The sequence below is a fragment of the Algibacter sp. 2305UL17-15 genome, from assembly GCF_040720935.1.
Lineage (GTDB): Bacteria > Bacteroidota > Bacteroidia > Flavobacteriales > Flavobacteriaceae > Jejuia.
Map to the genome: position 1 here is coordinate 316,865 of NZ_JBFDAE010000002.1, position 19,505 is coordinate 336,369.

Consider the following 19,505-nt stretch of genomic DNA (forward strand, 5'->3'; position numbering starts at 1 on the left):
CACCGAAGCAGGACTAAAGATTTTTCATCTACGGCATATAGCCTTATTGTGATAAGATTAAAGATTAGAAATTTTAATCTAAAACAAATGTAGGAAAAACTTTTTGATTATACAATGATGAAAACCGTAATATTTTCTTTCGTTTTTTTGTAGTTTTAGTTTTTATAAAAGCGAAGAAAAATGAGTAAAATTTTAGGATTGGATTTGGGGACCGAATTGACTTGGTGGTTAATAAAAACAACGAACCCTCAATAATGAGGGCTCTATTTAGGTACTTCTTGAATTGCTTCAGTCAGATTATTCCAACGGCTATCTTGTAAACAAGTGCCTTATTGTGATTTGATTAATACAAATGTAATAATTTTTTTAATAAGAAAGGAAAATGAGTAAAATAAAGTTGGGATTAGATTTAGGGACTAATAGTATAGGTTGGTCGGTTTTAGAGAAACGAGATGGGAAGTATAATTTTTTAGAAAAACAGGATTATCAAGGTAATTTAATACCCACAAAAGGAAGTTATATATTTCCTAAAGGAGTAAGTGCTGATGAAAGTTCTAAAGCCGCAGAACGTAGGGGATTTAGAACATCAAGAGTACGATTACAAAGAATTGTCTTAAGAAAAATAGCAACCTTAAAAATCCTTAATAAACATGGTCTTTGCCCACCTTTTGAAGAAGGGGAATTAAATAAGTGGAAGAATAAAAGAGTATATCCTTGCAAAAATGAGGCTTTCATTGAGTGGCAAAGAACCGGCAAGAAAGATGGAAACGCAAAAATCGAACTATTAAAACAGCCGTATTACTTGCGTCATTTAGCTGCAACAAAAGAAGGCTTGATGGATTTTGAAAAAGGACGATTGCAGTTGGGTAGAGCTTTCTATCATATTGCTCAACGTCGTGGCTATTTATCTAATTCAGATGAAGAACAGACTGAAGATAAGTTAGAGTTGTTTAAGAATGAAATAACAAAATTAATTGATGAAGTTGATAACTCTGCAGCCTTCAAAGAGCCTTTTGAAGTAATATTGGATAGCAGAAAAAGTGATAAAAAAGTAAAATCCATTGGAAGTAAGATTAGTAGAGAACTTAAAAAAGAAATTGAATTTGAGAAAATCAAGAACTTTATAACTGCCGAGTTTAATAAGCCTGATAATCAAGGAAAGGTTATGAAAGCCATTGACATGCTTTCAGAGGAGATTAAATCAGCATCAAGCAAAGGTTATTGTGCACCTACGATGGGAAGTTATTTTTATTCCATTTATACAAAGACCAATAAAAAAACAGGTTTAATTACTAAAATAAGAGGAAGATATACTCATCGAGTTGATCATTATTTAGAAGAGTTTAATGCTATTTGCATAAAACAAAATATAGATGAAGAATTAAAGAAAGAATTATACAATGCTATTTTTTATCAGCGACCATTAAAAAGCCAAAAAGGATTAGTAGCTAAGTGTCCTCTTGAACCAAAAAGGAAAAGAATTGCAATTTCACATCCGCTTTTTGAGGAATTCAGAATGTGGGAATCTATAAATAGAATTAAAATTGCAAGAAGTGAAAATTCAACATTAGAATTTTTGACAAAAGATGAAAAAGAGCAAATCAAACCACTATTTTTAAGGGTTACAGATTTTGATTTTAGACAAATTGCTTCATCAATAAGTGAGGATAAAACATATGCTTATATAAAAAAACCAAAAGAAGTGTTTTCTGGAAATGATTCCAATCCCATTGAGGGAGGCGTCGCTGAATTATTTTTTAATTTCCCTATTGATAAAAAGTTTTCGGCTTGCCCTACAACTTCAAAATTAAAGGAAGTTATAGGTAAAGATAATTATAAAAGCTATGAATTTTTAAATTCAGGTCATGCAGAAGAAAAGGATAAAAAACAAGTTAGCATTGAAGATATTTGGCATTGCTTATTCTTAGATTCTTTTGGTCAAAAAGATAAAAAACAGGGAAGGAAGGATTTTGCAGAAAAACATTTATCGCTAGACAAAAAAGGTGTTGAATCGTTTCAAAAAATTAAGTTAGTAAAAAGCTATGGAAGCTTAAGTAAAGCAGCGGTAAAAAAGATTATGCCATTTCTTCGAAAAGGAGAAATATATTCACACGCTGTATTTTTAGCAAATATATCTGATGTTTTAGGTCGAAAATTATCCGATAACGACCAGATTTTAGTAACAAGAGCTGTTACTAAAGCCTTGGAATTACACAAAGCAGAGCGTCAAATCAAAGGTATTGTCAATAACTATATAAGTGAACTAAAGAACTTAGAAGAAAATAAAAATGCTGTTTTGGCGAATAACCAATTTAGTATTAATGTATATAAAAAAGGATTGAATGATGAATTGATAAATTGGTTAGGTAAAAGCGATTATGAAAAACTATCTAAACTAAAAAAGGAAGAATTATTTAATAATTGCTGGAATGCTTTTTATGAAGAAGCATTAGATAAATTACCAAAGGAAATAAGTTTCTTAAAGACTAAAAAAATTGTGAATTTCATTTTAGATGTATTGCAAGAGGTTTTTCCAAATGATAAAATTGATGTAGATAAATTATATCACCCATCTGCAATGGAAGCTTATCCAAAAGCTGGTAAAAAACTTGGAAACCCAGAAATCAGCTCAATCAAGAACCCTGTTTTTAATCGAGCGATGCATCAAATAAAACGTTTGTGTAATAAATTAATTAAAGAAGGGATAGTTGATAAAGATACAATTGTGAATGTTGAAGTTGCTGGGGAAATTAATAGTGCAAGTTACCGAAAAGCATTATCGCAATGGCAAAAAGACCAAGAAATTATTAGAGATTGGGCAAGGCAAGAAATCATAAAAACTTATCCTAAAGAACAAAGGAGCAATTTAATACCGTCAGATACAGATGTGGTGAAATATATTTTATGGAAGGAACAAAACCATCAATGTTTATATACAAGTGTGAAACCGATTTCAGTTTGTGATTTTTTAGGAGGTAAAACAATTTATGATATTGAGCATACTATTCCTAGAAGCAAATTTCATGATAATTCTTTAACCAATAAAACTTTGGCAAATGCAGAGTTCAACAGAAAAATTAAAAAAGATACTTTACCAGGATTATTAAATGTAAGTTTTAATGGCGAGCAAATTAATAAAGCCTCTATTTTAAACAATAGAGATGTAAATTTAAAATCTTATTCCATTAAAAACAATGTACCAACTTGGAATGTAAGTTTAGCTAGTCTCAAAGCAGAATATAAAAAGTTTAAAAATGCAGCTAAAGCTATTTCAGATCCAATAAATCATAGCGAAGTAATGACTAAAGCACATTACACAAAATTGAAGCTTGATTATTTAAGTAAAAAACATAAGGTATTTGAAATAGAAGAAATTACCAATCAATTTACTAATACAAATCTGGTAGATACAAGAATTATTTCAAAATATGCTAGAGCTTACTTAAAATCGTATTTCAATAATGTAAATGTTGTGAATGGTAAAATTACTGATACGTTAAGGAAAATGTGGGGTTTAGAAGGAGAGTATGCAAAAAAGGACAGGAGTAATCACATGCACCATTGTATTGATGCGATAACTGTTGCTTGTGTGGAAAGAGGAACAGCAAATTGGATTTCTGAAGCTTTTCATAATTACGAAAGTGATTATTTTAAAGGCAATAGTAATCCCAAGTATCAATTGAAAGAGCCAATGGATAATTTTGCTGAAAGAATGCATAATCTTCACAAAGAAGTTTTTGTGTATCACAGACAAATTGACCGCATAAAACCCTTACTCGAAAATTTAAAAAAGGAAAAGCCTAAAAAACTGAATCTTAGAGGAAAATTAAATAGCCAAAATCCTTATGCACATATTAAAAAGAATAATGAATTAATATTTGCTCAACGTAAACCAATTGGTAGTATAACGGGAAAGGATATTGAAAATATTATAGATGAAGGAATAAAATTAAGGTTGATAGCTCTTGCTGATTTAAGAGGTTGGGAGAAATTAATGGAATTTCAAGTAAAAAATGAAGAAGATCTCCTAGAAAGAGAAGTGGAGCATAAAAAAATAATTGCTTTTAGGGTTTATGAAAAAATAAAAAAAACAGATAAAAAGAAAATAATTGTAGCGCAAGGATTAACAAAAGAAACAATTTCATCTGACTATTCCAATGTGTCCGAACTTATAGACTTGCTATTCAATACGATTATTAAAATAGATTTAGATGATAAGAAAAAAGAAAACTATAAGGAAAAAATAATTAAAGAAGTAATTAATTTAACTCGAACAAAAGGATTGGAATTATTATTGAATGAGAATAAGGATAGTGAATCTCCAGTAATTATATTACCAGAATATTTTGATGAAAAGAAGAAAAAAATGATTGGTAAAATGGTAATTAAACGGATTAGACTCAGAGCAGCGGTTTCAAATTTGAACCCTTTTAAAAAGATAAGAAATATAGATAATTCAAAATTTAATTATAAACGTGATTTTTATTTTGACAAAGATAAATACACAAATTATGAAGCACGGGTTTTTGGAAAGTTATTGCCTAATGAAAACGGTAAATTTAAACGGCGTAAATCTTTAATAATAAATCATTTTAATATTGTAAAAAATATATTTCAAGAGGAAGATAAAAAACCTATATTGAAATTGAGAAAAGATGATATGTTCATTGTATTTGATAAGCAACCGAATGAAGAAATTATTTGGGATGATATCAGAGATTTGCAATCACGTTTGTTTAATGTTGCAAAATTTATTGAAAATAAAGACAAAGGTATTATAAAAGAAATAATACTTAGACGCCATAATTATGCTTCTGGAAATTTGGATAAAACACCAAGAGAAAATTGTATAGAATCAGGTGCTGAGGCAACTCAATTATCAGATTTGAGTAGAGTTGTTTTAAGAAGAAGTCCCTCTACATTAAAAGTAATTCCTGCAAAAGTTGACGCATTGGGTAATTTGGATATTGAATATTCTAAAAGATTTATTAAATAAATACACTCTAATTTGAACTTATTGACAATATTCTGGTGAATATTTACACTACACTAATTTTTTAATCATGAAAAGACAAAGCTTTTCCTTAACAAAAAAAAATGAAGAATGGTTGAAAAATCAGGTATCAGAAAAGGAGTTTAATAGCAAAAGTGAGGTCATCAATTACTTTATAAAACAAGCGCGAAATAAACAAGAATATTATGATTTTGTGCGGCTAAAAATAGAACGAGGCGAAAAAAGTGGTTTTGCAAAAAAGCAAACTAGAGAAGAACTTTTAGCAGAAATTAAAAATAATTTGAAATCTTAAAACTTCTAATAAGTCGAGATTTTTCAAAACAAATAAAAGTTCATTGACATACACACCTCTTTGTCTTAAGCACCCAAACCACAACGAAAAATTGACCTTCTCAATTTTTTGCAACGATTTTTCGTTGTGGTTTGATTAAAGATTAGAAAACACGATATTATGTTGATAAAAACACCGGTGTTTGTTCCAGTTGTGGTTTGATTAAAGATTAGAAAACACGATATTGCAACGATTATAAAAAGGTCTCGCCAGATGGTTGTGGTTTGATTAAAGATTAGAAAACACGATATTTTCTCAAGTCAATATTTTATCTCATATTTCGTTGTGGTTTGATTAAAGATTAGAAAACACGATATTAGATAAAATCAAATTTATCGGACTTAGAGGGTTGTGGTTTGATTAAAGATTAGAAAACACGATATTTGGCATCATTAATTCCTGTTTGGGGAATTGGTTGTGGTTTGATTAAAGATTAGAAAACACGATATTAAAAGGAGATGGCAGTAAATACTTAGGTCTGTTGTGGTTTGATTAAAGATTAGAAAACACGATATTAAGCCCAAGGCAATGTACATGAGTCCACGTGTTGTGGTTTGATTAAAGATTAGAAAACACGATATTTTTCTTTTTAGGAACAACTTGCCCAAACTGGTTGTGGTTTGATTAAAGATTAGAAAACACGATATTGTAATTAGTAAAAAAAGCAAAGCCACAGCAGTTGTGGTTTGATTAAAGATTAGAAAACACGATATTTGTTTTCAACCTCTAAAGCTTCGTTTATTGTTGTGGTTTGATTAAAGATTAGAAAACACGATATTCTACCCTATGAATTTAAAACAAACTTAAATGTTGTGGTTTGATTAAAGATTAGAAAACACGATATTCTTGTTGTGGTGGTAGAATGTTTTGGTATGGTTGTGGTTTGATTAAAGATTAGAAAACACGATATTCGTTTTTTGATAAATCAACTAAAGCTTCCGGTTGTGGTTTGATTAAAGATTAGAAAACACGATATTTGAAATGAAAAATGAAGCTGTTACTGGATGTTGTGGTTTGATTAAAGATTAGAAAACACGATATTAACTAAAGGAACTAAAAACGGTGAAGGTAGTTGTGGTTTGATTAAAGATTAGAAAACACGATATTCAGAAAGTGCTACAGATGTAGAAGTGTTGGGTTGTGGTTTGATTAAAGATTAGAAAACACGATATTAATACTGGAATAAAATAAAGTACGAAACTCGTTGTGGTTTGATTAAAGATTAGAAAACACGATATTCGTTCTGGAAAGAGTCAGCATTGTTTCGGGGTTGTGGTTTGATTAAAGATTAGAAAACACGATATTGCAATATAAAAAAAGACGAAACCCAAGTAGGTTGTGGTTTGATTAAAGATTAGAAAACACGATATTATCACCAGTATGATAATAAAGGACGCTCTGGTTGTGGTTTGATTAAAGATTAGAAAACACGATATTAAAGGACTTAGGATTAAAACTTACTAACTTGTTGTGGTTTGATTAAAGATTAGAAAACACGATATTCTAAAAAAATATGCACTTTGAGAGAAAGTGGTTGTGGTTTGATTAAAGATTAGAAAACACGATATTTCTAAGAAGAAAAAAGAAGCTAAAGCTGCTGTTGTGGTTTGATTAAAGATTAGAAAACACGATATTCTAGTCTATACTTGTTAGATGTAGAGCAATGTTGTGGTTTGATTAAAGATTAGAAAACACGATATTGCTGAAATCAAATCAATGATAAGATAGTTAGTTGTGGTTTGATTAAAGATTAGAAAACACGATATTCATATTTACAGGCTCTTTTGGCGTTGGCCAGTTGTGGTTTGATTAAAGATTAGAAAACACGATATTCTATGAATAGAGACGAAATAACGAGCGACTGTTGTGGTTTGATTAAAGATTAGAAAACACGATATTACTAATATTATCATCTTTTGTGGACAACGCGTTGTGGTTTGATTAAAGATTAGAAAACACGATATTGGAGAATTATTATCTGGTTCTGAAATCATAGTTGTGGTTTGATTAAAGATTAGAAAACACGATATTTAGCGTCTTACTTGTCTAAATACGTATCTGTTGTGGTTTGATTAAAGATTAGAAAACACGATATTATTCGTCGTTTGACATTTTTTCTAATTCCTGTTGTGGTTTGATTAAAGATTAGAAAACACGATATTTCTAGTTAAATATAAATGTTCTTTACTATCGTTGTGGTTTGATTAAAGATTAGAAAACACGATATTTGGGAACAACCAAGAGAGATATGCAGCATAGTTGTGGTTTGATTAAAGATTAGAAAACACGATATTGGGACGATTGATATAATTGATGTCAAATTGTTGTGGTTTGATTAAAGATTAGAAAACACGATATTAAACTAAAAATAGTATTAACTTATTTTAAAGTTGTGGTTTGATTAAAGATTAGAAAACACGATATTAAGCACACTTACGGCGTTTTACAATGTTTGTTGTGGTTTGATTAAAGATTAGAAAACACGATATTCTATTTACGAAAACGGATTGGATTTTGATTGTTGTGGTTTGATTAAAGATTAGAAAACACGATATTTAACAAATAAACTTAAATCTTATGCAGCATGTTGTGGTTTGATTAAAGATTAGAAAACACGATATTTTGATGATTTATTGGCAAATTCACTTCGCGGTTGTGGTTTGATTAAAGATTAGAAAACACGATATTAGTAAGTAATTAATTAAAATCAAATATTATGTTGTGGTTTGATTAAAGATTAGAAAACACGATATTACGGAACAGGAAACACCTCAAATATTATTGGTTGTGGTTTGATTAAAGATTAGAAAACACGATATTACTTACAGGCTGCTATGTATTGCAAAGCCCGTTGTGGTTTGATTAAAGATTAGAAAACACGATATTAAGCAGCTGAGAAAAAAGCTTTAGAACTTCGTTGTGGTTTGATTAAAGATTAGAAAACACGATATTTGGTTTTGCTCCCCATTGCGCCATCAACACGTTGTGGTTTGATTAAAGATTAGAAAACACGATATTACTACTAAGATGATAATAACAATAAATGGGTTGTGGTTTGATTAAAGATTAGAAAACACGATATTTTGCCGAAAGTCAAAAAAACCAACGAACTTGTTGTGGTTTGATTAAAGATTAGAAAACACGATATTTGTTATCAAATGCCAGCGCATTTTATGCAAGTTGTGGTTTGATTAAAGATTAGAAAACACGATATTAATCTGAAGCTACCAGCGGGCTGAATCCTCGTTGTGGTTTGATTAAAGATTAGAAAACACGATATTGCTTAGCCGAAACAAAAGTTTTTGGCAACGGTTGTGGTTTGATTAAAGATTAGAAAACACGATATTCTGTTTTTAACGATTTCAATAATCTGTACGGTTGTGGTTTGATTAAAGATTAGAAAACACGATATTAAGAGCCGAAAGGCGAGCTATATCTCGCATGTTGTGGTTTGATTAAAGATTAGAAAACACGATATTGTAATAATGTTAAAAAAACCTGCAAGACCCGTTGTGGTTTGATTAAAGATTAGAAAACACGATATTAATTTAAATTAAATAATTAATAAAACATGAGTTGTGGTTTGATTAAAGATTAGAAAACACGATATTCGGGATGAAAAACAGCGTTTGGCCGTTGCGTTGTGGTTTGATTAAAGATTAGAAAACACGATATTATGGAGAATTTACACGGGCTATTTATTCTAGTTGTGGTTTGATTAAAGATTAGAAAACACGATATTCGTTCTGGAAAGAGTCAGCATTGTTTTGGTGTTGTGGTTTGATTAAAGATTAGAAAACACGATATTACCAACTCATCGCCACCATCTACCGCCCTCGTTGTGGTTTGATTAAAGATTAGAAAACACGATATTAGTTGGTTTGTTACCTTCTAATACCCAAAGGATTAAATTGAAATATCGTTTAAAAAAATGCTTCTTTTTTGCAGTGATAAGGCAAGATTGAAGCATTTTTTTGTTTTAAAACAATTCAAGTTGGGTTGGTGGTGGGGCTTTCGGCATTTCTGCACGGCCCCAAAAATTCATGATTTTCCCGAATTGTTTGTCTGTTATCCTTAAAATACTAACTTTTCCAAGGGGAGGTAAAAGTCGTTTTATACGTTTTTCATGTGCGTCTGCACTTTCACTACTGGCGCAATGGCGCATATATACAGAATACTGCATCATGCTAAACCCATCTTTTAGTAGGTTTTTTCTAAAGCCAGAGGCATTACGTTTGTCTTTGGCCGTGTCTGTCGGTAAATCAAAAAATACAAATAACCACATAATTCTATAGCCGTTTAGTTCCATAATTTTGGATATTTAATTTTCTTTCGTTTACCGCTATAGCATTGCTGTAAAGAGCTTGCAGTTTTTTGTAAGCCGACCATCAACGGGCTTTTTTCTTCTTTAAAATATACGGTTCTGGTAAGTATTCCTAGGAGTACAGATTTAATTTCTGTGTTCAATTCTTGCTCGTCATAATGCTCAATTATAGTATAAACTGCCTCATCTACTATTGGTCTAAAAGGCTCCATGATATCATCTGCTAGGGCAAAGGCATTGTATTTGTTTTTATGGTGTATCCCCAAAGTGTTCAATAATCCGCTACCAGAAAGTGCCCTGGCTGTTGCAGCTCTTAAAATAGCATATCCGTAGTTTAGAAAATTGTTTGGATAATCTCCAAATCGCTCACGTTTAAAATCTGATTCAAAAAAAGATTTCCAATAAAAACTGGCAGCAACACCTTCCATATTACTGGTGTCTCCACTTAAAACCTTACTGGCTAAAAATTCAAATTCATTATTTTTATCGGTGATAGTTTTAAGTAAAATACCTTGGTTCATTATTTTCTCCCTAATGGTTTGCTGCCAAAGTTGTTTTTTTAAAGGTTGGCTAGCATTCATTTGATTCCTGAATAATTCTTGTTGAATATGGTGACTGTTCAAATTCAAAAACATGCCATTGGGCAAGTGTGTTTTACCACAGATAATTATTGCACTATTATTGTCAACCAATAGGTTTAAGGTTGGAATGCTGATATATACTTCAGGATTATCAATAACAATAAATCCAATATCTTCAATGGGGATACTGGATTCTCTTTCATCATTTTTAACTAATAATTGTAGATTTTTAGTAGTTAACTTGCATTTGTTTTCTATTAAAATAGATTTTTTTAACATAATAAATGGTTTTACGTAGGTTTGGGACTACGATAAATATATGAAAAATTAAATAATGCTTATTTTAATGACGCAACCAATACTTAAATTCACCATCTTATAAAGAAATAACCATCCTTATGAAAAAAATTGTACTGATGTTTTCAATGTTAATGATTTTTACAAGTTGTTCCTCAGACGACAGTAAACCAACAGACGAAACAGGACTAATTGGAAAATGGAAACTCATAGAACAACTTGCTGATCCTGGAGATGGAAGTGGCACGTTTCAACCTATTGCTTCCGAACGGGTTATTGAATTTTTTAGTGATGGCACCGTAGCAATTAATGGTGTATTGTGTTTTATGTCAAGTGAAGTAGGAGATAAAGAATCTGGGACTTACAAACTTATCACCGATTCTGATACACAAAATGATGGCGAAATTATTCCAAATACCTGTAGTTCTCGCTCTGCCAGAGTCTATTTTGATTTATCTGTTAGTGGGCACTTAATTCTTTGGTACCAATGTATAGAGGGCTGCGGACAAAAATTCGAGAAATTGAATTAAAGCTTAAAGTGTCAACATCCAGCTGTGTTGCAACTTTTTGAACTTTTTTAATTCACGTCTTAAAACTGGCAAAAAATCTTTGCCGTTACTATTGCTTTTTTCAAGTCGGTATGAATTTTTATAAAGCATATGCGTAAGACGTCTTAAAGAAGCAACATGCCTATGCTTTCTTTCGGAATAACGTTCGCGTTCAGCATTGGCAATTTCGGGAGCTAGGGAAACAGATTGCTGTACTATATCTCCAGAAAAGTAAATATTGGTGTCTTCAGAACCATCTTCTTTTAATGGTGCCAAATCCTCGTTTAAATATAAAGAGATATTTTGAGATAAAGCTAATATCTCGATTGCTTTTTGATAAATCGGTAATTCCGATAGATTTACTGGGGTATTGTGTGACATGACTATTTTTTTCTTAGCAACAGTACCAAAATTAATCACAAGAATTGACATTCAACTTTAATATTTAAAGTAAATATGTATATTTGCTTTAGGTTTTATGTTTTTACATTCAAAAGACTTTAAATGAATATAGATCGGCTTAATGCGAAGATTTTGAAGTGTTTACAAGAAAACGCGAGACAATCTAATGCTGAAATTGGAAGGCAGGTTGGGATAAGTTCCCCAGCTGTTTCAGAAAGGATAAAAAAGATGGAAGATTTGGGTGTTATTGAAGGCTACAAAGCACTTGTTTCTCCACTTGAAATAGGGTATCAGTTAAAAGCCATTATTACGCTACGGGCTTTTATGGGAAAACTAAAGCCATTTTTGGAAAAAGTTAAAACCTTAGACGAAGTGGTTAATTGTTATCGTATTACGGGCGATGAAAATATTGTTATGGAAGTGGTGCTTAAAAACCAAAAGCATTTAGAATCTTTTATTGATAACTTAATTATCTACGGCGAATCTAAAACGCAGATTGTGCTGTCTCGTGTGGTAAAACAAAAGGAAATAATTCCGATAAAATAACTTATAACTCGTCAAAATCTTCGGGATTAAAAGGGATATCATCATCTGGGTCAATATCATCGTAATTTACGCCTGGAGGATTAAAAAGTCCCCATCTATCAATAATATAATTCCAGCAATCAAAAGTTTTTACCCATTCAGCAAACAGGATTCTAAAAGCTTCAACTTCAGTTCTTAATAGATCTAAATACTCGGTATCCTTAAAACCATGCATTTGAATGCCACGGGCATCGGTAATGAGTTCTCTGGCCGATTTTCTAATAATTGCCGCATTTTCCATTTTAAGATCATAAAGCATATCTTCATCTGCCGCACCCGCTATTTTTGCTGGAATAATAAGCGAATTTTCCCTTAAATAGTTAAGGTTGCTATTCAACATTTCTGCTTCAATATCGTGCTCAAAATCTATATCTGTCTTTTCTACGCTTTCAACAATATGATCTACCAATTTCTGAATTTCTAGTGCCTTTTTAAAAACTGGCAATTTTTCCCATTTTTCGAACATGCTCATAGTATCAGTTATCTTATTTTCGGTTTTGTATTACAGACCTCCCAGTCCTCACGCTTCGTGATTAAAATGCGAGGTCTAATTTATAATAAATTGGTTTAATAGCCATAATTTAAGAGTTTAATACCCTTTCAATATGTTCTGCAATTAATTTTGCATGAATACGGCTATTTTCGATAAACCATTTATGGGTTTCCATTCCGCCGCAAATTACGCCCGCTAAATACACTCCTTTAACATTACTTTCCATAGTTTCTGGATTATATTCTGGAAGTTTTTTTTCATCATTGGAAAGTGAAATTCCAATTTGGTGCAACAATTCAAAATTTGGTTTGTAGCCCGTTAGTGCAACTACATAATCGTTAGGAATGGTTTTTAAGCCTTCAGGAGATTTAAAAGTTAACTCCTCCGCTTTTATTTCAGTAATTTCAGAATTAAAATAAGCGTTGATACTGCCTTCTTCAATACGATTTATAATATCTGGTCGCACCCAATATTTTACACGTTCTCCAATTGCTTCTCCACGAATTATCATGGTAACATTACCGCCTTTTCTGTAAATTTCTAAAGCAGCATCTACCGATGAATTACTTGCGCCTACTATAACCACATGTTGCATCGTATAAGGATGCGCTTCTTTGTAATAATGTGTCACTTTTGGTAATTCTTCTCCTGGAACATTTAAAAGGTTAGGAATATCATAAAACCCTGTTGCCAAAATAATTTTTTGTGTTTCGTACTTAGATTTACTGGTTGCAACTGTAAAATGAGTTCCAGTATTGCTCAAATTTTCAACCGTTTCGAATAAGTTAATAGTCACTTTATTAGAAGTCGCAACACGTCTGTAATATTCCAAAGCTTCATCTCTGTTCGGTTTTGGGTTTTTGCTGATAAACGGAATCCCATCAATCTCCAATTTTTCCGAAGTAGAGAAAAACGTCATATTTTTTGGGTAATTGAAAAGGGAGTTGGTCAATGCGCCCTTTTCTATAATTAGATAATCCCAGTTTCGTTTTTTGCATTCTAAAGCGCAAGCAATACCAATGGGGCCGCCGCCAATTATAATAACATCCTTCATCTATACCATCTTGTTTTTAGTGCTCAAATAATGTTTTAAAATGAACACTAAAAATACATAAATGCCAACTATTACTGTAATGATATGCCAAGTATTATCAAACCCAAATATAGAATTATTCACATTCCTGCTTTATGATTTTAATGTTTTAAATCCTATAAAGAAAATATAATTTCAATGCATTTCAATTCATTTAGTATATATTGTATTTTTGATATGATAATTTTTTAGAATGAAACAATCAATTTTAATTATTTGCCTCAGTTTTATGTCTTTATCTAATTGTGCTCAAAAAAAACGACCAATAAAAGGCGAAACCGAGTTTCAACGTGAATTAAATGCCGAATATAAAGATGCATCAACATCGCCCTTAAAAGATAAGGATAGGAAGCAATTTAAAGGTTTAGACTTTTTTAAGTTCGATTCCACTTATGTTGTAAAAGCGATTTTAAAACGAACCCCAAATTCAGAATGGTTTCATATGAAAACCACAACAGATCGTGTTTCTAAAGAACGCGTGTATGGCGTTTTGCATTTTGAATTAAAAGGTAAAAAACACCAATTAAACATTTATCAAGGTAAAGATTTAATGACCAAAGAAGGCTTTGAAGATTACCTCTTTTTACCTTTTTTAGATGAAACCAACGGACTGGAAAGCTATGGCGGCGGACGCTATATTGACGCCAAAATACCTGAAGGCGATACCCTAATTATCGATTTTAATAAAGCGTATAACCCATACTGTGCTTATAATGATAAGTATTCTTGCCCGATTGTGCCGAGGATTAATTATTTAAAGACTAGGGTGGAAGCTGGGGTTATGGGGTTTGAGAAAGGGTAGTTCGTTTAACGGTTATGTGTAAGAAACGTTGCGGTTTTGTGTGCGAGGATTTTCCGCAGGAAAATCAGAGTTAGCAAACAAGCAACAGCCTTTCAGTTTAACTAAAATAAGCAATGTTTTTTACACGGTGTTAGCATACGTATTTATTTTTTAGTTGCTATTATCGGTCTATTATCTATATAAGCAATAGTGATTATTCGGATAAGTTCTTCTCCGTGTCTATAATAATAATCAAATTCTGGTAATGTTTTTAATGTTTCAATAAGTTTGTCCTCTACAATTTTGTCATTAACTCCTTTTATTGAAATTGAGAAATCATTTTTAGATTTCCCTGTTTTGAAAATTATAGAAATCCTTTTTCTTTTCAGTTCATTTTTAGTTTTTTCATCTAAATGTTCGTCTAAAAATGCAGCAAAATATTTAGTATCTTGAGTGTATATCGATTTATTATAATTACCAGATTTAAATTCTTTTTTTATAATATGGCCATTAGAAATAATCATTTCCCATTCTGATTCATAAATTGGAAAACCTGGACTTTGGCCCATCCAAATATGTTCTCCTTTCGGAACAAAAAGAATACCAGAATACCAGTCGGCTAAAACCAAATTGTTTTTTGTTTTGTCAGGAAAAAGTTTATTTAAATCAGTTTTGATACTGTCTTTTATATAGTTATAACTATATATGTTTGACAAATAAAGTTTGTTATTAATAATTTTCCATTCAGCTGTATGATTTTTTAAACAGCCCCAACAATCAGGGTTTATTTCTTTGTTGTCAAAAAGAACTTTCTGGTCAAATTCAGTCCAACACATTAAAGGAAAAGTTTGAATTTGAATGGTATCATTTTCCCATATTAACAAATCAGATAGAGAAAAAGGTTGTCCAGCGTAGTTTCTATATTGACAAAAACTAATGTTTATTGTCAGTAAGAAAATATATATTACTGTTCTTTTTCTCATATGTATGCTAATGTTTCGTGGATATGACATCGTTTTAATGATTTATATCCAACGTTAAACGAATTTAGTTGAAATTTTTTACAAAGTCAAGTTTTTACTTCACAAAATAAATCCCCGCAAAAACAGCCAAAAATCCAATCACAAAACTTGCAATAGTATAAACGGCAAAACTCATAAAATCCCCAGATTTTAAAAACACATGGTTTTCATAAGCAAACGTAGAAAAGGTTGTAAATCCACCACAAAAACCAGTAGCTAATAATAACGTCTGGCTTTGAGACAATGAGTTGTTTTTAGCAGCCAACCCTAAAATAACACCAATCAATAAACTTCCTAAAATATTAGCAGCAAAGGTGCCATAAGGAATACCATTTTCGGCACTATTTAAATATTTTCCAATAAGGTAGCGCAACACACTACCAAAACCACCACCAACAAAAACCAATAAAAGTTGCTTCATATTATTTTAAGGCGATGTAAATTTCGGTAACCCAATCTGCCGGATTTGGGTTTTCCATAGGGTCGTTAGTATAGGCTTCAAGCATTGGGCCGTTTTCATCTGTAACCAAACCGTTTTTTTCTATGTGTTTCATAGCGGTTTCCCAAGCTTCTTTTAAATTGCTATAGTTACCCTTAAGTGTTGTTTTTAGTGCCTTAAAAGATTTTAATTGTCCTGTTAATATATCGGGGTCTGTAGAAATTACTTTATCGGTAGTTGGCACACAACATGAAAACATAACAGTATTATTGGCCTCATCCCATTTATGGTAATAGTTAAAAGGTGCTCCAGCCATTTTAATATTATTTTTCATCGCATATTCCCCCAACTTAGGCATCATTTGCTGAATATGTTTTGGCATATCAGGTATTTTACAAGACACCGTATTATAAATATAGAAACCACCGCTATGTTCTGTAATGCCATTTATCGTAATGCTATATTTTTTCATGCTTTCAACTAAAACACTATCCAGTTTTTCTAAACTGCGCTCGTAATGTGGCCCAATTTGTTTTTCCATGCCGCCCATAAGGGTTGCAAATGCTTTAAATCTGAATGGTAAATCTTTACCGGAAATTGTCCAAGTAGCATCTGTTGTACCGTCTTCATTGGGTTTAAAATTCCATGAAACATCAGACTTAGGAAAATCTGCAAATTGCATTTCCTGTGTAATAGACGTATTTGGAACAGCTGCGGTAGTTTTCATTGTGCCAACACCATCTTCATCTTCCCATTGGTAAGAACCGCCAACACCATCGGTTTGTTCGGGAAGTGTAATTTTCATATCAGGATCTTCATCGGCCCAGGAAGACCAGGATTCCCAATTTTTATAATCAATCACATTATTATACACCACCGGGGCCGGCGCATTCAAGGTTTTTGAGCGTGTAACCTCAAATGAGTTTGGTTGTACCGCAATGTATATAGCAAGACCGATTATAGCAATAAGCAAGAGAAAGAAAATATACTTTAAGGCTTTCATAATTTGTTGTTTAGTTTGTTAAAACAAATATAAACATTTTTAATTTTCGATTAATAAATTGTTACATTTGTTACGATAAAATAGTTTTTCAATAACTAAAAATTGATATTTCAAGATAATCAATAATCAAAATGCGATAATTCGCCTTGTTTCTGAAAATCAATCATAATTCAAATTTAATACAATGAAATTAAAATCACTATTATTTTTTGTGGTAGCCCTAACGGTTTTAGCATGCGGTAATGATAAATCTGTTGGTAAGGATGAAAACCACAAAGTTGAAAAATCTGCAAGTTTTGACTACAATGTTGAACAATTTGCGGATATAAAAGTGCTGCGATACCAAATTCCTGATTGGGAAACATTGACTTTAAAAGAGCAAAAATTGGTGTACTATTTGGTTCAGGCCGGATTGTCTGGACGGGATATTATGTGGGATCAAAACTACCGTCATAATCTTAAAATTCGAAAAGCTTTAGAAAATATTTACACGAATTATAGCGGCGATAAAGGTTCGGACAATTGGAAAGCGTTTGAAATCTATTTAAAGCGTGTGTGGTTTAGTAATGGCATTCATCACCATTATTCAAATGATAAATTGAAACCTGAATTTTCTTCAGATTATTTAAAAGAATTATTGGCCAAAACCAACACAGTTTTAGAAGGCGATGCGTTTGATGTTATTTTTAATGCTAAGGATTCAAAGAAAGTAAATCAAGCAAAAGGTGTAGATAATGTGGGGCTTTCGGCAGTTAATTTCTACGGGCCGAATGTTACGAACACAGATGTCATCAATTTTTATAAAGCGAAAAAATCCCCAAATCCTGAGAAGCCCTTATCTTTTGGTTTAAACTCTCAATTGGTTAAGGAAAACGGTGTTTTAAAAGAGCGTGTTTATAAATCTGGCGGATTGTATGGACAAGCTATAGACGAAATTATTAAATGGCTGGAATTGGCTAAAGCTATTGCAGAAAATGAAGCGCAAGGCAATGCATTGGGATTATTAATTGACTATTACAAAACGGGCGATTTACAAACTTGGGACGATTATAATGTTGCTTGGACTGCCGCTACCGAAGGCAATATAGATTACATCAATAGTTTTATTGAAGTCTATAATGATCCGTTAGGATATAGGGGTTCTTATGAAAGTATCATACAGATTAACGATTTTGACATGTCCCAAAAAATGAAGGTCATATCAGATAACGCCCAATGGTATGAAGATAATTCTCCATTAATGGACGCCCATAAAAAGAAAAATGTTGTTGGCGTTACCTATAAAGTGGTGAATGTTGCAGGAGAAGCTGGAGATGCTTCGCCTAGTACGCCAATTGGTGTTAATTTACCAAATGCGAACTGGATTCGTGCTGCGGTTGGGAGTAAATCGGTGTCGCTCGGGAATATTACGCAAGCTTATAATAATGCGGGAAATACTGGTCGTTTAAAAGAATTTGTTCATGATGACAAAGAGTATGAACTAGAGAAAAAGTATGGGCAATTAGCAGATAAATTACACACAGCGTTACACGAAGTTATCGGTCATGCTTCTGGACAATTAAATCCCGGTGTGGGAGAGACCAAGGAAACTTTGAAAAATTATGCTTCTACACTTGAAGAAGGACGCGCTGATTTGGTGGGCTTATATTATTTATACGATTCTAAATTACAAGAATTGGGGTTGGTTGAAGATTGGAAAAAAATAGGAATGGCTGCCTACGATGGTTATATCCGTAACGGATTGATGACGCAGTTAATTCGTTTGAATTTAGGTGATGATGTAGAAGAAGCCCACATGCGAAACAGACAATGGGTGTCTGCTTGGGTGTTTGAAAAAGGACAAAAAGACAATGTCATTGAAAAGGTTACCAAAGACGGCAAAACCTATTTCAATATTAAAGATTATGACAAGTTACATGAATTGTTTGGTCAGTTATTAAGAGAAACACAACGTATTAAATCTGAAGGGGATTACGCTGCGGTTGAAGCTCTAGTTGAAACTTATGGTGTAAAAGTAGATCAGGCTATCCATGCGGAAGTCTTGGAACGTAACAAACAATTTACATCGGCACCTTATAGTGGTTTTGTTAATCCGGTTTTAGTCCCTAAGAAAGATGATGCGGGAGAAATTACTGAAATTAATGTGACACAACCGGAAACTTTTTCAGGACAGATGTTGGACTATAGTGCCCATTACAATAACTTACCAGAAGTCAATTAGATGAATTTTTATCATATGATAAAATATTTAACCGTTGTTAAAAGGCGGTTATATTTCTGAAAATGAGACCCTTCAGGTTTTCTGTGCTGAACTTGTTTCAGTATCTAACCTGAAGGGTCTGAAATCACTTCAAGATTGTAAATTAATTGACAAACAAATACTTAAGTTGTACGTTTCTTTTTTTCGTCTTGTACAAAAAATCAATTTATAAGAAACAGAATCTTAATCATTAATCAAGGTTCTGTTTTTTTGTTTGTGCTTAAGACCAAAAGAATACCGTTGATAATGATTAATACTGTGATGATTAGAACAATTTTCATATGTATTGGTTTTGGAATGGTTATATACTAGTACATCGTGTTTGTCATTAA

The 19,505-nt window shown here is 32.0% G+C and carries 14 protein-coding genes and 1 CRISPR repeat array; of the genes, 6 read left to right on the forward strand and 8 right to left on the reverse strand.

The window, feature by feature from the left end; all coding sequences use genetic code 11:
• Nucleotides 1-382: 382 nt before the first annotated feature.
• The gene (cas9, locus tag ABXQ82_RS03265) at nucleotides 383-4,996 is read left to right on the forward strand and encodes a type II CRISPR RNA-guided endonuclease Cas9 (RefSeq protein ID WP_367054781.1); all 4,614 of its coding nucleotides are present in this window, start codon (nucleotides 383-385) and stop codon (nucleotides 4,994-4,996) included.
• Between the two features lie 67 nt (nucleotides 4,997-5,063).
• Nucleotides 5,064-5,306, forward strand: a complete 243-nt coding sequence (locus ABXQ82_RS03270) for a CopG family transcriptional regulator (RefSeq protein ID WP_367054784.1) — start codon at nucleotides 5,064-5,066, stop codon at nucleotides 5,304-5,306.
• A gap of 123 nt (nucleotides 5,307-5,429) precedes the next feature.
• Nucleotides 5,430-9,219: direct repeats of the CRISPR family, unit length 36 nt; unit sequence GTTGTGGTTTGATTAAAGATTAGAAAACACGATATT.
• 105 nt (nucleotides 9,220-9,324) lie between these two features.
• On the opposite strand, the gene cas2 is transcribed toward ABXQ82_RS03270, so the two are convergent.
• Together cas2 and cas1 are read right to left on the reverse strand one after the other, a co-directional pair.
• Complete coding sequence (gene cas2, locus ABXQ82_RS03275; protein ID WP_367054787.1) at nucleotides 9,325-9,654, reverse strand: CRISPR-associated endonuclease Cas2; 330 nt, start codon at nucleotides 9,652-9,654, stop codon at nucleotides 9,325-9,327.
• Complete coding sequence (cas1, locus tag ABXQ82_RS03280) at nucleotides 9,645-10,529, reverse strand: type II CRISPR-associated endonuclease Cas1 (RefSeq protein WP_367054790.1); 885 nt, start codon at nucleotides 10,527-10,529, stop codon at nucleotides 9,645-9,647. The genes cas2 and cas1 overlap by 10 nt, the downstream gene beginning before the upstream one ends.
• 119 nt (nucleotides 10,530-10,648) lie before the next feature.
• Between cas1 and ABXQ82_RS03285 the strand changes: the two genes are divergently transcribed.
• Nucleotides 10,649-11,077, forward strand: coding sequence for a hypothetical protein (locus ABXQ82_RS03285; protein WP_367054793.1), 429 nt, complete (start codon nucleotides 10,649-10,651; stop codon nucleotides 11,075-11,077).
• 3 nt (nucleotides 11,078-11,080) lie between these two features.
• On the opposite strand, the gene ABXQ82_RS03290 is transcribed toward ABXQ82_RS03285, so the two are convergent.
• Nucleotides 11,081-11,476: a hypothetical protein gene (locus ABXQ82_RS03290; protein ID WP_367054796.1), complete on the reverse strand. Its 396-nt coding sequence runs from the start codon at nucleotides 11,474-11,476 to the stop codon at nucleotides 11,081-11,083.
• A gap of 123 nt (nucleotides 11,477-11,599) precedes the next feature.
• On the opposite strand from ABXQ82_RS03290, the gene ABXQ82_RS03295 reads away from it, so the two are divergent.
• A complete protein-coding gene (locus ABXQ82_RS03295; protein ID WP_367054799.1) occupies nucleotides 11,600-12,043 on the forward strand; it encodes an Lrp/AsnC family transcriptional regulator in 444 nt (147 codons plus the stop codon).
• Between the two features lies 1 nt (nucleotide 12,044).
• Here ABXQ82_RS03295 and ABXQ82_RS03300 read toward each other — a convergent pair whose 3' ends face one another.
• Together ABXQ82_RS03300 and ABXQ82_RS03305 are read right to left on the reverse strand one after the other, a co-directional pair.
• Complete coding sequence (locus tag ABXQ82_RS03300; protein WP_367054802.1) at nucleotides 12,045-12,554, reverse strand: hypothetical protein; 510 nt, start codon at nucleotides 12,552-12,554, stop codon at nucleotides 12,045-12,047.
• 109 nt (nucleotides 12,555-12,663) lie between these two features.
• On the reverse strand, nucleotides 12,664-13,629 hold the full coding sequence (locus ABXQ82_RS03305) for a YpdA family putative bacillithiol disulfide reductase (RefSeq protein WP_367054805.1): 966 nt from the start codon (nucleotides 13,627-13,629) through the stop codon (nucleotides 12,664-12,666).
• 232 nt (nucleotides 13,630-13,861) lie between these two features.
• Here ABXQ82_RS03305 and ABXQ82_RS03310 point away from each other — a divergent pair, with 232 nt between their 5' ends.
• Nucleotides 13,862-14,470, forward strand: coding sequence for a DUF1684 domain-containing protein (locus tag ABXQ82_RS03310; RefSeq protein WP_367054807.1), 609 nt, complete (start codon nucleotides 13,862-13,864; stop codon nucleotides 14,468-14,470).
• Nucleotides 14,471-14,613: 143 nt separating this feature from the next.
• Here ABXQ82_RS03310 and ABXQ82_RS03315 read toward each other — a convergent pair whose 3' ends face one another.
• The 3 genes from ABXQ82_RS03315 to ABXQ82_RS03325 all read right to left on the reverse strand — a co-directional run bounded on the left by ABXQ82_RS03315 (nucleotide 14,614) and on the right by ABXQ82_RS03325 (nucleotide 16,913).
• The gene (locus ABXQ82_RS03315) at nucleotides 14,614-15,432 is read right to left on the reverse strand and encodes a hypothetical protein (RefSeq protein WP_367054810.1); all 819 of its coding nucleotides are present in this window, start codon (nucleotides 15,430-15,432) and stop codon (nucleotides 14,614-14,616) included.
• A gap of 94 nt (nucleotides 15,433-15,526) precedes the next feature.
• The gene (gene crcB, locus ABXQ82_RS03320; RefSeq protein ID WP_367054813.1) at nucleotides 15,527-15,892 is read right to left on the reverse strand and encodes a fluoride efflux transporter CrcB; all 366 of its coding nucleotides are present in this window, start codon (nucleotides 15,890-15,892) and stop codon (nucleotides 15,527-15,529) included.
• Between the two features lies 1 nt (nucleotide 15,893).
• The gene (locus ABXQ82_RS03325; RefSeq protein WP_367054816.1) at nucleotides 15,894-16,913 is read right to left on the reverse strand and encodes a GyrI-like domain-containing protein; all 1,020 of its coding nucleotides are present in this window, start codon (nucleotides 16,911-16,913) and stop codon (nucleotides 15,894-15,896) included.
• A gap of 184 nt (nucleotides 16,914-17,097) precedes the next feature.
• Between ABXQ82_RS03325 and ABXQ82_RS03330 the strand changes: the two genes are divergently transcribed.
• Nucleotides 17,098-19,134, forward strand: coding sequence for a dihydrofolate reductase (locus tag ABXQ82_RS03330; RefSeq protein WP_367054819.1), 2,037 nt, complete (start codon nucleotides 17,098-17,100; stop codon nucleotides 19,132-19,134).
• Nucleotides 19,135-19,505 lie beyond the last annotated feature (371 nt).

Bases quoted from the DNA above. Each gene is read 5' to 3' on its own strand.
- cas9 (WP_367054781.1), top strand. From the start codon at position 383: ATGAGTAAAATAAAGTTGGGATTAGATTTAGGGACTAATAGTATAGGT.
- ABXQ82_RS03270 (WP_367054784.1), top strand. From the start codon at position 5,064: ATGAAAAGACAAAGCTTTTCCTTAACAAAAAAAAATGAAGAATGGTTG.
- cas2 (WP_367054787.1), bottom strand. From the start codon at position 9,654: ATGGAACTAAACGGCTATAGAATTATGTGGTTATTTGTATTTTTTGAT.
- cas1 (WP_367054790.1), bottom strand. From the start codon at position 10,529: ATGTTAAAAAAATCTATTTTAATAGAAAACAAATGCAAGTTAACTACT.
- ABXQ82_RS03285 (WP_367054793.1), top strand. From the start codon at position 10,649: ATGAAAAAAATTGTACTGATGTTTTCAATGTTAATGATTTTTACAAGT.
- ABXQ82_RS03290 (WP_367054796.1), bottom strand. From the start codon at position 11,476: ATGTCACACAATACCCCAGTAAATCTATCGGAATTACCGATTTATCAA.
- ABXQ82_RS03295 (WP_367054799.1), top strand. From the start codon at position 11,600: ATGAATATAGATCGGCTTAATGCGAAGATTTTGAAGTGTTTACAAGAA.
- ABXQ82_RS03300 (WP_367054802.1), bottom strand. From the start codon at position 12,554: ATGAGCATGTTCGAAAAATGGGAAAAATTGCCAGTTTTTAAAAAGGCA.
- ABXQ82_RS03305 (WP_367054805.1), bottom strand. From the start codon at position 13,629: ATGAAGGATGTTATTATAATTGGCGGCGGCCCCATTGGTATTGCTTGC.
- ABXQ82_RS03310 (WP_367054807.1), top strand. From the start codon at position 13,862: ATGAAACAATCAATTTTAATTATTTGCCTCAGTTTTATGTCTTTATCT.
- ABXQ82_RS03315 (WP_367054810.1), bottom strand. From the start codon at position 15,432: ATGAGAAAAAGAACAGTAATATATATTTTCTTACTGACAATAAACATT.
- crcB (WP_367054813.1), bottom strand. From the start codon at position 15,892: ATGAAGCAACTTTTATTGGTTTTTGTTGGTGGTGGTTTTGGTAGTGTG.
- ABXQ82_RS03325 (WP_367054816.1), bottom strand. From the start codon at position 16,913: ATGAAAGCCTTAAAGTATATTTTCTTTCTCTTGCTTATTGCTATAATC.
- ABXQ82_RS03330 (WP_367054819.1), top strand. From the start codon at position 17,098: ATGAAATTAAAATCACTATTATTTTTTGTGGTAGCCCTAACGGTTTTA.